Annotated in this window: 12 protein-coding genes; 9 read left to right on the top strand and 3 right to left on the bottom strand. The window is 65.6% G+C overall.

Annotation, left to right across the window (positions count from 1 at the left end; all coding sequences use genetic code 11):
* Positions 1-37: 37 nt before the first annotated feature.
* Complete coding sequence (locus tag J7S20_RS08180) at positions 38-2,119, bottom strand: transglycosylase domain-containing protein (protein ID WP_284053749.1); 2,082 nt, start codon at positions 2,117-2,119, stop codon at positions 38-40.
* Positions 2,120-2,256: 137 nt separating this feature from the next.
* Complete coding sequence (locus J7S20_RS08175; RefSeq protein WP_284053748.1) at positions 2,257-2,823, bottom strand: HNH endonuclease; 567 nt, start codon at positions 2,821-2,823, stop codon at positions 2,257-2,259.
* Positions 2,824-2,923: 100 nt separating this feature from the next.
* On the opposite strand from J7S20_RS08175, the gene J7S20_RS08170 reads away from it, so the two are divergent.
* The 7 genes from J7S20_RS08170 to J7S20_RS08140 all read left to right on the top strand — a co-directional run bounded on the left by J7S20_RS08170 (position 2,924) and on the right by J7S20_RS08140 (position 8,754).
* Positions 2,924-3,910, top strand: coding sequence for a glutamyl-Q tRNA(Asp) synthetase (locus tag J7S20_RS08170; RefSeq protein WP_284053747.1), 987 nt, complete (start codon positions 2,924-2,926; stop codon positions 3,908-3,910).
* A 9-nt stretch (positions 3,911-3,919) separates the two neighbouring features.
* Entirely contained in the window at positions 3,920-4,150 is a 231-nt protein-coding gene (locus J7S20_RS08165) for a twin transmembrane helix small protein (protein ID WP_284053746.1), read from the top strand.
* Positions 4,151-4,155: 5 nt separating this feature from the next.
* Positions 4,156-4,725 (top strand): cob(I)yrinic acid a,c-diamide adenosyltransferase, encoded by a 570-nt coding sequence (locus J7S20_RS08160; RefSeq protein ID WP_284053745.1) that lies wholly within the window; start codon positions 4,156-4,158, stop codon positions 4,723-4,725.
* Between the two features lie 69 nt (positions 4,726-4,794).
* Complete coding sequence (egtB, locus tag J7S20_RS08155) at positions 4,795-6,057, top strand: ergothioneine biosynthesis protein EgtB (RefSeq protein WP_284053744.1); 1,263 nt, start codon at positions 4,795-4,797, stop codon at positions 6,055-6,057.
* Position 6,058: 1 nt separating this feature from the next.
* Positions 6,059-7,036, top strand: a complete 978-nt coding sequence (egtD, locus tag J7S20_RS08150) for an L-histidine N(alpha)-methyltransferase (RefSeq protein ID WP_284053743.1) — start codon at positions 6,059-6,061, stop codon at positions 7,034-7,036.
* Positions 7,037-7,217: 181 nt separating this feature from the next.
* The gene (locus J7S20_RS08145; protein ID WP_284053742.1) at positions 7,218-8,087 is read left to right on the top strand and encodes a 3-hydroxybutyryl-CoA dehydrogenase; all 870 of its coding nucleotides are present in this window, start codon (positions 7,218-7,220) and stop codon (positions 8,085-8,087) included.
* A gap of 52 nt (positions 8,088-8,139) precedes the next feature.
* Positions 8,140-8,754: an exopolysaccharide biosynthesis protein gene (locus J7S20_RS08140; RefSeq protein ID WP_284053741.1), complete on the top strand. Its 615-nt coding sequence runs from the start codon at positions 8,140-8,142 to the stop codon at positions 8,752-8,754.
* Positions 8,755-8,760: 6 nt separating this feature from the next.
* On the opposite strand, the gene J7S20_RS08135 is transcribed toward J7S20_RS08140, so the two are convergent.
* The gene (locus tag J7S20_RS08135; RefSeq protein WP_284053740.1) at positions 8,761-10,032 is read right to left on the bottom strand and encodes a NupC/NupG family nucleoside CNT transporter; all 1,272 of its coding nucleotides are present in this window, start codon (positions 10,030-10,032) and stop codon (positions 8,761-8,763) included.
* 299 nt (positions 10,033-10,331) lie between these two features.
* On the opposite strand from J7S20_RS08135, the gene J7S20_RS08130 reads away from it, so the two are divergent.
* Together J7S20_RS08130 and argB are read left to right on the top strand one after the other, a co-directional pair.
* Complete coding sequence (locus J7S20_RS08130) at positions 10,332-11,024, top strand: queuosine precursor transporter (protein ID WP_284053739.1); 693 nt, start codon at positions 10,332-10,334, stop codon at positions 11,022-11,024.
* A 150-nt stretch (positions 11,025-11,174) separates the two neighbouring features.
* On the top strand, positions 11,175-12,089 hold the full coding sequence (gene argB / locus J7S20_RS08125) for an acetylglutamate kinase (protein WP_284053738.1): 915 nt from the start codon (positions 11,175-11,177) through the stop codon (positions 12,087-12,089).
* Positions 12,090-12,091: the final 2 nt, after the last annotated feature.

Below are 12,091 nucleotides of genomic sequence, written 5' to 3'. Positions count from 1 at the left end.
TTGCTGCGACATGCGGCCCGCGTCAACGGTCAACCCGCTATTCCTGCGGTTCGGGCTCCCGGTTGCGGCGCTGCTCGGGCGGCGCGGGGGCGGGCGGAGGACCGGCGGGCTCGCGCGTGCGGCCCATGCGGATGCCGCCATCGGGGTCGATCCTCAGATTGAGCCCGATCCCGTTCAACTGCCCGTTGATCTCCAGCGCCGCGTCGGGGCTCACCAGATTGTCGCCGAAACCTTCTGGAAGGCCGCCCTCGTCATTCGCCGGCGCCGCTTCCGGCTGCGGCTTCTGGCGTGCGCTCACGCCCAGCGCCTGCGTCATGAAATCGCGCCAGATGCGTGCGGGCAGGCCACCGCCGGCAAAGCCCGGGTTGGGCGTATTGTCGTCATTGCCGAGCCATACGCCCGTCACCAGCCCGCCGGCATAGCCGATGAACAGCGCGTCGCGATTGTCCTGCGTAGTTCCGGTCTTGCCGAAGGTCGGGATCGACAGCGCGGCGGCATGGCTGGTGCCGCGATCGACCGACGCGGCGAGCAGGGTGCGCATCCCCTCCAGCTCGCGCCGGCCCAGCGGGCGTGTCGAGCCGCGCAGCGCATCGAGCCAGGATTTGCCTTCCTCGTCGGTGGGCAGGCCGTGCGGTTCGACCGGCGCCTCGCCATTGGCGATGGCGGCATAGGCGGCGGTCAGTTCGAGCAGCGACACCGACGAGGTGCCGAGCGCGATCGTCGCCTCGTCCGGGATCGGCGAGGTGATGCCAAGGTCGCGCGCGGCGCGGATCACCGCCTTCGGCCCGACCTTGTCGGTCAGCCGCGCCGCGGCGACATTGCTCGAGATAGCAAAGGCGGTCGTCAGCGGGATCGGCCCGCGATACCGGCCGTCATGATTTTCGGGCGACCAGTCGCCGATGGTGACCGGATCGTCATCGACCTTCGATTCGGGACTCATCCCCGAACGCAGCGCCGCCAGATAAACGAACAACTTGAACGTCGAACCCGGCTGGCGCTTCGCCTGAACCGCGCGGTTGAACGCGCTTTCGGCATAATCGCGCCCGCCGACCATCGCGACGACGCGGCCGTCGGGGCGCATCGCGACGATCGCGACCTGCGACTTCTTCAGCCCCGCCCGGCGTACCGCGCGTTCGGCGGCGCGCTGCATCCGCGTCTCCAGCGTTGTGCGGATTTCCTGCTCGGCGGTCAGATCGCCCGCCGCCGCGCGCGCATCGGGCAGCACCCAGTCGGCAAAATAGGTGCCGCTTGGAATGTCCTTGGTCTTGCGCAGCTTCAGTCTGGCGGGTTTTACCGCATCGGCCTGCGCCTTGGTCAGGAACCCGGCGGCGGCCATTGCGCCCACGACGACCTCCTGCCGCGCGCGCGCTCCTTCAAGATTGTCGGTCGGGTCGAGCCGCGACGGCGCCTTGACGAGCCCCGCCAGCATCGCCGCCTGGCCGGTGGTCAGGTCCGCCGGATCGCGGCTGAAATAATGGTGCGCGGCGGCATCGAGGCCATAGACATTGTCGCCGAAATAGATGTTCGACAGATAGCGTGACAGGATCTCGTCCTTCGACAGCCAGGCCTCCAGCCACAATGCGATCAGCGCCTCGCGCGCCTTGCGGCCGATCGTGCGGTCGGCGCTCAGAAACGCGTTCTTGGCAAGCTGCTGCGTGATCGTGCTGCCGCCCTCGGTCGAACCGTCGGTGAAGGTGTTGTGGATCAGCGCGCGCGCAATGCCGCGCGGGTCGATGCCCCAATGGCTGTAGAAACGCCGGTCCTCGATCGCGATGAATGCCTCGGTTACGCGCTTGGGCAGCTTTGCGGCATCGACCGGCGATCCGATGATCGCGCCGCGCTTGGCGATCGGCGTACCGTCCGCCGACAACAGCGTGATTGACGGCGGCACCGGCGGCTCGAGCGATTTTGACAGCGGCGCGGTGAACGCCAGCCAGCCGATCGCGATGATGACGAGGATGATGAACGCCGCCATGCCGCGCACGAACCAGCGCCAGCGCTTGCGCCACTTGGCCGGTGTTTCGGCGTGGGTGTCGTCTTCGAACTGCGGTTGGGCGCCGGTCGGTCCGTGGCCGGGGAACGCGCCGCTGTCGAACGGGTCTGACTGGTCGTATCGCATCGTTTCGCGGAATTACTGTCCGAATGCTGTATTAGTCACATATAACAGCAAGCGCAATATCGGCGTAAAGCGGCCGCCTGCTCCTCCGCGGGCAGCGTCTTTAGCACGAAACGAACGAATTTATAGTGGGCGGGGGCTCAGGCTTCGAGCTCGATGTCCCAGTACAGCCAGTCGTGCCAGGTTTCGTGCAGATAATTGGGCGGAAAGCTGCGCCCATGTTCCTGCATCTGCCAGCTTGTCGGCCGAATCGGCTTGATGTGGAGCGGCATCGCCGCCTGTCTGGGCGTACGCCCGCCCTTTTTCAGGTTGCACGGCGCGCAGGCGGTAACGACATTCTCCCACGTCGTCCGGCCGCCTTGCGCGCGCGGCACGACATGGTCGAAGGTCAGGTCGCTGGGGGCGCCGCAATATTGGCAGACGAACTTGTCGCGCAGGAACAGGTTGAACCGCGTGAAAGCGGGAAAGGCCGACGGCTTCACATATTGGCGCAGCGCAATCACCGACGGCAGCTTCATCGACGCCGACGGGCTGTGCACCTCGCGCTCGTAATAGGAAACGATGTTCACCCGATCCAAAAAGACCGCCTTGACGGCGGTCTGCCAGGGCCAGAGGCTCAAGGGGTAATAGCTGAGCGGCGTGTAATCGGCGTTCAGCACCAAAGTCGGGCAACTGTCCGGATGTCGGATCAGATCGGGATGGTACATGACACGCCCCTCAGCCGCGGTTCCTGCACCGTCCTGTCGCCGAGCAGGATGACGCCATGATGACAGCACGACCCGTGACTCATGGTCAAGGCTTCTTGTGATGGCGGACACAATTACCCGTTTCGCCCCCAGCCCGACCGGGCGGCTTCATCTCGGCCATGCCTATTCGGCGATCCGGGCGCATGATTTCGCACGCGATCGCGGCGGACGCTTCCTCCTTCGGATCGAGGATATCGACGGCACGCGTAGTCGGCCCGAACATGTCGAGGCGATTATGGCCGACCTGCAATGGCTCGGCCTCGACTGGGACGGAGAGGCCACTTTCCAGTCGCAACGGCTGGATCGCTACGGTGCCGCGCTCGACGATCTGAAGGCGCGCGGCCTCGTCTATCCATGCTTCTGCACGCGGGCGGAGATTGCGCGTGAAATCGCCGACAGCGCCCGTGCCCCGCATGCGGGGCCGGACGGTCCGGTCTATCCCGGGACGTGCCGAGCGTTGGAACCGGCCACGCGTGATCGCCGGTTGCAGGCCGACCCCCATGCCTGGCGACTCGACATGGAGGCAGCGCTCGCCGCTATCGTCGCCCCGGGGCTGATCCGGGGGCCAGGGAACATCGCCGACGACATGCGAGCCGTTGCCGGTTCTTTAGGAATGGCGGATCAGGTCCGGCATGACGGGATCGTCCCTCCCGGCAAGCTCATCTGGCACGATGAATTTTCCGGCACCGTCGCGGCAGACCCCGCGGCGCACGGCGATGTCGTGCTTGCGCGAAAGGATGCGCCGGCCAGCTATCATCTCGCGGTGACGCTCGACGATGCCGCGCAGGGCGTGACCGACATCGTGCGCGGAACCGACCTCCTTCCGGCGACCGATGTCCAACGCCTGCTTCAGGCGTTGTTCGGCCTGCCCACGCCCGAATATCATCACCACGCGCTGCTCGCGGGCCCCGATGGCGAACGGCTCGCCAAGCGCCACGGCGCCCCCACGCTGGAATCGCTGCGGATGGCCGGCGAAGATGGCAGGGCGCTGGCCCAATCGCTGCGCGCCGGGCGGTTGCCTGTTGGCTTTATGCTCGGCAATGCCTAGATTGGGTCCATGACGACGTTTCTGGTCATCCTGCTGATCGGCGCCATGCTCGCTACCGTGGCGGCGCTTATTCGCGGCATCGTCACCTTCCTCAAGAGCAGTTCGGAAGAGGTGCGCGGCGGTGAAGGGCCCAGCGCGTCGAGCATCAAGTCGAACAAGATGATGCAGGCACGCATCCTGTTTCAGGCGCTGGCGATCGTGATCGTCGTGCTGCTGCTGTTCGCCGCGGGCAAGACCTGAACTCCGTGGTCCGGCTCAACCGGATCTATACGCGTACCGGCGACGACGGCACGACCGGCCTTGCCGATGGTTCCCGCATTCCGAAGTCCGATCGCCGCATGGCAGCGATCGGCGATGTCGATGAAGCGAACAGCGCGATCGGCATAGCCATCGCCGCGCTCGCGGATAGCGACGTCGCTGCCATGCTCAAGCGTATCCAGAATGATCTGTTCGATCTCGGTGCCGATATCGCGACGCCGGGCGACGATTTCGCGCCTTCCGAGACGACCCTGCGCATCGTCGCGTCGCAGGTCGAGCGGCTGGAGGGCGATATCGACCGCCTGAACGGCGAACTCGACCCGCTGCGGAGCTTCATCCTGCCCGGTGGAAGTGCCGCCGGGGCGGCGATCCATCTCGCGCGGGCGGTCGCACGCCGTGCAGAACGCACCGCAGTCGCCGCGGCGGCGGAGGTAGCGCTCAACCCGCTCGCGCTGGCCTATCTGAACCGCCTCTCCGATTTTCTGTTCGTTCTCGCACGGAGCGTGAACAAAAGTGGTGAGGGGGACGTTCTCTGGGTTCCGGGTGCGTCACGATGACCGGATGCACTGCGGACCGGCAGTTGGCCGGGGGGACAATGCTACGGTCGCGCAACGTGGGGAAGCATCATGCCAGCCATACCAGCCGCCAGAACTTGCGAACCCGGGCCGTTACAGCGCCGCTATCGTGACGTTCGCGCACTGAGCGAAGCGCTCGCCGCACCGCTTTCCGACGCCGATGCCACCGTCCAGTCGATGGAAGATGCGTCGCCCGCCAAATGGCATCTCGCGCATATCAGCTGGTTCTTCGAAACCTTCATCCTGCGCGACCATGTGCCCGGCTATTCGCTTTACGACGAGCGCTTCCCGTTCCTGTTCAACAGCTATTACGAGGCGGAAGGCGCGCGCCACACACGCGCGCGGCGCGGCATGGTGACGCGCCCGACGCTGGGCGAAGTGCTTGCCTATCGTGCGCATGTCGATGTGGCGATGATGGATGCGCTGCCCGATTTGCCCGAAGATGTTCGGGCGCTGGCAGAACTCGGCTGTCATCATGAGGAACAGCATCAGGAACTGATGCTCACCGACATGCTCCATCTGTTCGCGCAGAACCCGGTCGAACCCACGATCTGGCCGGGAGAACGCAAGGTGCCGGTCGACCTTCCAGGGCAGATCGGCTGGATCGAACATGGCGGCGGGCAGGTCGAGATCGGCCATGACGGCACCGGCTTCGCCTTTGATTGCGAAGGGCCGCGCCATACCGAGCTGCTCCATCCGCACGCCATCGCCGACCGCACGATCACCAACAGCGAATGGGCAGCGTTCATCGCCGATGGCGGGTATCGCGACCCCCGGCACTGGCTGTCGGACGGCTGGGCCTGGGTGCAGGCGAACGGCATCGACGCGCCGCTATACTGGGAACGTCGTGACGACGTCTGGACACGCTTCGGCCTCGACGGTCGCCGCCCGATCGACCCCGCTGCGCCGGTCACGCATGTCAGCTTTTTCGAAGCCGATGCCTATGCAAGCTGGGCGGGCTGCCGCCTGCCGACCGAATTCGAATGGGAACATGCCGCAAGCGCGCATGATGCGAGCGGCGGCAACCAGCTCGACCGAGCCGGTCCCGTCGAACCGCGTCCTGCGCGCGGCGGTCCGGCATTTTTCGGCGATGTCTGGGAATGGACCGGCAGCGCCTATCGTCCCTATCCCGGTTTCCAGCCCGCCGAAGGCGCGGTCGGCGAATATAACGGCAAGTTCATGAGCGGGCAGTTCGTCCTGAAGGGCGGATCGTGCGCGACGCCGCGCGGCCATGCGCGCGCCTGCTACCGCAACTTCTTTTACCCCCATCAGCGCTGGCAGTTCACCGGCGTGCGGCTTGCGAAAGACATCTGACATGCTGAAACAGGAAGCCGGTGACGGCGAGCATTCGCTCGTCGATCCGCAATTTCGCTCCGACGTGCTCGAAGGGCTCGCCCGCCGCCCGCGCGCGATCCAGGCGCGCTGGTTCTACGACAGGCGCGGTTCGGAACTGTTCGAGGATATTACCGATGTCCCCGAATATTATCCGACCCGCGTCGAGGCTGGCCTGCTCGAAAGCGCCGGTCCCGAAGTCGCGGCGCTGTCCGCCGATGGCTGCGCGGTCGTCGAATTCGGATCGGGCTCGTCGGCGAAGACGCCCGCACTTTTGCGCCATGTCCGTCCCGCCCATTACGTCCCTATCGACATTTCAGGCGATTTCCTGCGCGACTCCGCCCGCGGCATCGCAAAGGCTTTTCCGGATATCGCCGTCCATCCGGTAGAGGCCAATTTCATGGACCCGGTGCCGCTGCCGGACGCCGTCGCCGATGCGCCGAAGCTGGGGTTTTTCCCCGGCTCGACGATCGGCAACCTCACCGCCTATGCCGCGGTCGATCTGCTGCGCACGATGCGCGCGTCGCTGGGGGAGGGATCGCGCCTTCTTATCGGTATCGACCGGATCAAGGACCCTGCGGTGCTGGTGCCCGCCTATGACGATGCGCAGGGCGTGACGGCGGCGTTCAACCTCAACCTGCTCGAACGGATCAACCGCGAACTCGACGGCACGATTCCGATCGATGCCTTCCGCCACGAAGCGCGCTGGAACGACGAGATCGCACGGATCGAGATGCACCTCGTCGCGACCCGCGATACCGCCTTTACCGTCGAAGGCCGCGACTTCGCGATTGCAAAGGGTGAGAGCATCCACACCGAGAACAGCCACAAATATGGGCCCCGCGACGCGCGCGCGCTGCTCCGCGCCGGCGACTGGATGCCGATTGGCGAATGGACCGATGCCGACAACCGCTTCGCGCTGATCCTCGCCGAAGCACAGCCGAGGCCGGTTGCGCCCTGATCCCGTCATTCCCGCGTAGGGCGGGGATCCATATTCTCCAGCCGTGGCGATCTGCGTGCAGACCACTGCGCTTCCGGCCCCGCCTTCGCCGGGATGACGGATGATGTTGGGGCACGCCCTGCACATCCGCCCCAAATCGGCTATGGCGCCCCCAAATCAGCTTCAAGGAAAGGATTCGCCAATGAAGACCGTAGGTGTGATCGGCGCGGGCCAGATGGGCGCGGGCATCGCGCAGGTGTCCGCCGCCGCCGGCTATACCGTCCTTCTGTCCGACGTGTCGAAGGATCGTGCCGAAGCCGGCAAGGCGGGCATCGGCAAGGCTATGCAGCGCCTGGTGGACAAGGAAAAGATCACCGCCGATATCCGCGAGACGACGCTCGCCAACATCACGCCCGTCGATGCGCCGACCGCCATGGGCGATTGCGAGCTCGTCATCGAAGCCGCGACCGAGCGCGAGGAAATCAAGCGCAAGATTTTCGAGACCGTGTCGGGCGTCCTGTCCGACAGCGCGATCCTTGCGTCCAACACCTCGTCGATCCCGATCACGCGGCTGGCGCAGGCGAGCCACGATCCTGCGCGCTTCATGGGCGTCCATTTCTTCAATCCGGTGCCGGTGATGGGCCTGATCGAGCTGATCCGCGGCCTTGCCACCTCCGACGAAACGGTCGCCGCGGTCGAGAAATTCGGCCGGTCGCTCGGCAAGGAGATCGTCCACGCCAACGACGCGCCGGGCTTCATCGTCAACCGCGTGCTGATGCCGATGCTCAACGAGGCATGTTTTGCGCTGGGCGAGGGCGTGGCGACGATCCCCGACATCGACACCGCGTGCAAGCTGGGGCTCAACCACCCGATGGGTCCGTTCACGCTCGCCGACTTTATCGGCCTCGACACCTGTCTGGAGATCACCAACGTGCTGTTCCACGGCACCGGCGATCCCAAGTTCCGGCCCGCCCCGCTGCTCGTCAAATATGTCGAGGCCGGCTGGTACGGCCGCAAGACCGGGCGCGGCTTCTACGATTATTCGGGCGACGAGCCGGTCCCGACGCGCTGACCCGGACCCCTTTCGCCGCCGGCCCGTTCTTTCCTTCGACAGGAGGGACCGGATGGACGGACAGGCGGCGGAAGAGGCTGAGGAAAAGCCGCTCGAGCATCTGCTCGACGAGGCCGAAGAGAGCGAGGAGGACGGCGAGGTTACCGTCGGCTCGCTGCTCGACGATTTCGGCAGCCGCAGTTTCGGCCCGCTGATCGCGCTGTTCGGCCTGATCGCGGTGACGCCGCCGATCGGCGCGATTCCCGGCATTCCCACCAGCATGGGGGTGCTGACGATGTTGCTGTCGGTGCAGCTTCTGTTCGGCAAGAAGCACCCCTGGGTGCCGCAGCGTCTTCAGAAAATCGGCTTTTCGAAAGACAAGGTTGAGGCGGCGCACGGGCGTGCAAGCGGGGTGCTCCGGCGGATCGACAAGCTGGTCGGCCGCCGGCTCGACTGGGCGACAAAGGGCTGGGCCGAATGGGGCGCGGCGCTGTGCTGCACGCTCCTCGCCGCGACGATGCCGCCGCTCGAACTGCTACCCTTCGCCGCCGCCGCGCCCGCGTCCGCGATCGTCCTGTTCGGCGTCGGCTTCATGGCGTGCGACGGCTTGCTGATCCTGCTCGGCTTTGCCGGTACGGCGGGCGTCGCGACGCTCGTTGCGCTCAACCTGCCGACGCTGTTCGGCTGAACCGCATCAATAGGGCAGCAGCAACCCCGCCAGCGCCGCCGACATCAGATTGGCGAGGCTGCCCGAAAGCAGCGCGCGGATGCCGAGCTTGGCGATCATCGGCCGCTGATTGGGGGCAAGGCCGCCCGTCACCGCCATCTGGATCGCGATCGACGAGAAATTGGCGAAGCCGCACAGCGCGAAGGTGACGATGGCGACGGTGCGCGGCGACAGGTCGGCGGCCTGCTTGCCGAGATCGATATAGGCGACGAACTCGTTGAGCACGATCTTTTCGCCGAACAGCCCGCCTGCCGCTCCCGCTTCGTGCCAGGGGATGTTGAGCAGATACATTACCGGCTGGAAGACATAGCCGAGCAGCCCCTGAAAGGTCAGCCCGTCGATTCCGAACCAGTGGCCGATACCGGTCAGGATGCCGTTGGCAAGCGCCACCAGCGCGACGAAGGCGAGCACCATCGCGCCCACCGCCACCGCCAGCTTGACGCCGGTCTGCGCACCCTGCGCCGCCGCCATGATCAGGTTGGCGGGCTTTTCCTCGTCATGCGTCGCCTCGGCAAGCGCGAGCTGTTCCTCCTCGGGATTGTCGCCCAGCGGCAGCTCGGCATCGCCGATCGGCTGGTCGGGATCGTCGGGCATGATGATCTTGGCCATTAGGATGCCGCCCGGCGCGGCCATGAAGCTCGCCGCAAGCAGATACTGGATCGAAATCCCCATCGAGGCATAGGCGGCAAGGATCGTCCCCGCCACGCCCGCCATGCCCGACGACATGACGGTGAACAGCTGCGCCTTGGTCAGCGTCGACAAATAGGGTTTGATGACGAGCGGCGATTCGGACTGGCCGACGAAGATGTTCGCAGCGGCGCACAGGCTTTCGACCTTCGACACGCCGATCACCCATTCCAGCGCGCCGCCGATCCACCGCACGACAAGCTGCATGATGCCGAGATAATAGAGGATGGAGACCAGGCTGGCGAAGAAGATGATGACTGGAAGCGCGGCGATGGCAAAGCTGTTGCCGCCGATTTCGGGGGAAGCAAGCGGGCCGAAGATGAACTGCACGCCCGCATCTGCATAGCCGAGCAGGTTGGATACGCCGCCCGACAGGAATTGCAGCACGCGTTTGCCCGCAGGGATGTAGAGTACCAGCACCGCGATGCCCGCTTGCAGTGCGAATGCCGCGCCGACGACGCGCAGGCGGATCGCCCGGCGATTGGTGGAAAGCGCAACGGCAATGGCGAGAATCACGGCGATTCCGGCAATGCCGATGAGAAAACGTGTCATGTAGCGGTACCCGCGCCTTTCAACTGCACTATGGCGCGGCCCCCCGGCACACGCGGGGCGCGAACATACACGGTCAAGGCGTCAGGGCTAGGGGAATGTGCCCGCCGCCGTGCCAGGCCCTGCGATTTCACTTCGTCACCCCGGACCTGATCCGGGGTCCGGCGACCGACAGGAACCGTCGTCGCATCGCGGGAAGGAAGCGCCATGGATACCGGGTCAGGCCCGGCAGGACGGGGAGCACGGCGCCATCTCTCCGTCGCTCTCTTCCGTCCCCGACAATTTCGCGCTAGCACGCCGCAATGCAAGCCAAGCCTTTAGCGATTCCGCGTTCGCTCTTTTTCCTCTCGATCTTCTACGGCGGCATGGTCTGCATCGCAGGCGTGCTCGGCAACAAGCAGGTCAGCCTGGGCCCGATCTCGCTGATCGGCCCGGTCTTCGGCCTTGGGCCGCTGGCGGTGGAGGCGGGCATCTTCGCGTTCCTGCTGCTCGTCGTCGTATCGAGTGCGGTCGCCGAATTGCACGGCCGCACCGTTGCGAACCGGCTGGTGCAATGGGGCTTTGTCCCGTTGATCGTGTCGATCATCCTGTCGATCATCGTTCACGCGCTTCCCGCGGCGACCGACATGCAGCCCGAATATCGCGACGCGATCCAGCTCGTCCTCGGCGGCACGTGGCGCATCTGGCTGGGTGGCATCATCGCGTACGGCGTGTCGCAGACGCTCAACGTCACGATATTCGCCGCATTGAAGGGACGCGAGGGCAGCCACCTGCTGTGGTTCCGCGCCGGCCTTGCCAGCGTGCTCAGCCAGATCGTCGATACGCTGTTGTTCGTGACGATCGCCTTTTACGGCACCTTCCCGATCGCCGAACTCCTCGCCGGCCAGATGCTTGCAAAGGTCACGCTGTCGGCGATCCTCGTGCCGCCGCTGATCTACGTTGCCGTCGGATTCGGCAAATGGCTGGACCGGATGGGCGCCGTGGCAACGGAATAGGTACTTGTCGTTCCTGCGCAGGCAGGAACCCATGTCTCTTGCCGCTCGCGCTGTAGCCGAAGCGCCAGCGATATGCTCCTGCCTGCGCAGGAGCGGCGGCGGCACCGGAACCGCTTTCGCGTGCCGTTCGGCGCCGCTAAAGACGCTAGCATGACCGATCACACTCCCGATCCCGCGATGCTCGCCAAGGCGGAGACGCTGACCGAGGCGCTTCCCTATCTCCAGCGCTATGCCGGCCAGACCTTCGTCGTGAAATATGGCGGCCATGCGATGGGCGATCCCGAGCTTCAGCGCGACTTCGCCGAGGATGTCGTGCTGCTGAAGGCGGTCGGCATCAACCCGGTCGTCGTGCATGGCGGCGGGCCGCAGATCGGGCGGATGCTCAAGCAACTCGGCGTCGAAAGCGAATTCATCGACGGGCTGCGCGTCACCGACCTCGAAACCGCCAAGGTCGCCGAAATGGTGCTGTCCGGTGCGATCAACAAGGAAATCGTCGCCTGGATCGGGCAAGCGGGCGGCCGCGCGGTCGGCCTGTCGGGCAAGGATAGCGGCTTTGTCCGCGCGAAAAAGGTCGAACGCACCAGCCGCGATCCTGACAGCAATATCGAGCGCGCGATCGATCTCGGCTTTGTCGGCGAACCCGAACGCATCGACCGCAGCGTGATCGATACCGTCTCGGCGGCGGGCATGATCCCGGTCGTCGCACCGATCGGCATCGGCGCAGACGGCGCGACCTACAATATCAACGCCGACACGATGGCGGGCGCGATCGCCGGTGCGCTGGGCGCCGCGCGGCTGTTTCTCCTCACCGACGTCGCCGGGGTGCTCGACAAGCAGGGTGAGCTGCTCACCGATCTCGATCCCGCCGCCATCGCCCGGCTACGCGATGACGGTACGATTTCGGGCGGCATGATACCCAAGCTGGAAACCTGCGTTTCGGCGGTCGAGGCGGGCGTCGATGCCGCGGTCATCCTCGACGGACGCATCCCGCACGCGATGCTGCTCGAAATCTTCACCCGCCGCGGCGCGGGCACGCTGGTTGGCAAAGCGCCCGGCAATTCCTAGGT

It is taken from the genome of Stakelama marina (assembly GCF_018122655.1).
GTDB classification, from domain to species: domain Bacteria; phylum Pseudomonadota; class Alphaproteobacteria; order Sphingomonadales; family Sphingomonadaceae; genus Sphingomonas; species Sphingomonas marina.
The sequence above is the reverse complement of the archived record's forward strand: the minus strand, read 5'-3'. Positions and strand labels throughout refer to the sequence as shown.

Excerpts from the sequence above, each read along its gene's own strand:
- J7S20_RS08145 (WP_284053742.1), top strand. The coding sequence starts at position 7,218 with ATGAAGACCGTAGGTGTGATCGGCGCGGGCCAGATGGGCGCGGGCATC.
- J7S20_RS08165 (WP_284053746.1), top strand. The coding sequence starts at position 3,920 with ATGACGACGTTTCTGGTCATCCTGCTGATCGGCGCCATGCTCGCTACC.
- J7S20_RS08175 (WP_284053748.1), bottom strand. The coding sequence starts at position 2,823 with ATGTACCATCCCGATCTGATCCGACATCCGGACAGTTGCCCGACTTTG.
- J7S20_RS08140 (WP_284053741.1), top strand. The coding sequence starts at position 8,140 with ATGGACGGACAGGCGGCGGAAGAGGCTGAGGAAAAGCCGCTCGAGCAT.
- J7S20_RS08180 (WP_284053749.1), bottom strand. The coding sequence starts at position 2,119 with ATGCGATACGACCAGTCAGACCCGTTCGACAGCGGCGCGTTCCCCGGC.
- J7S20_RS08170 (WP_284053747.1), top strand. The coding sequence starts at position 2,924 with ATGGCGGACACAATTACCCGTTTCGCCCCCAGCCCGACCGGGCGGCTT.
- argB (WP_284053738.1), top strand. The coding sequence starts at position 11,175 with ATGACCGATCACACTCCCGATCCCGCGATGCTCGCCAAGGCGGAGACG.
- egtB (WP_284053744.1), top strand. The coding sequence starts at position 4,795 with ATGCCAGCCATACCAGCCGCCAGAACTTGCGAACCCGGGCCGTTACAG.
- J7S20_RS08130 (WP_284053739.1), top strand. The coding sequence starts at position 10,332 with ATGCAAGCCAAGCCTTTAGCGATTCCGCGTTCGCTCTTTTTCCTCTCG.
- J7S20_RS08135 (WP_284053740.1), bottom strand. The coding sequence starts at position 10,032 with ATGACACGTTTTCTCATCGGCATTGCCGGAATCGCCGTGATTCTCGCC.
- egtD (WP_284053743.1), top strand. The coding sequence starts at position 6,059 with ATGCTGAAACAGGAAGCCGGTGACGGCGAGCATTCGCTCGTCGATCCG.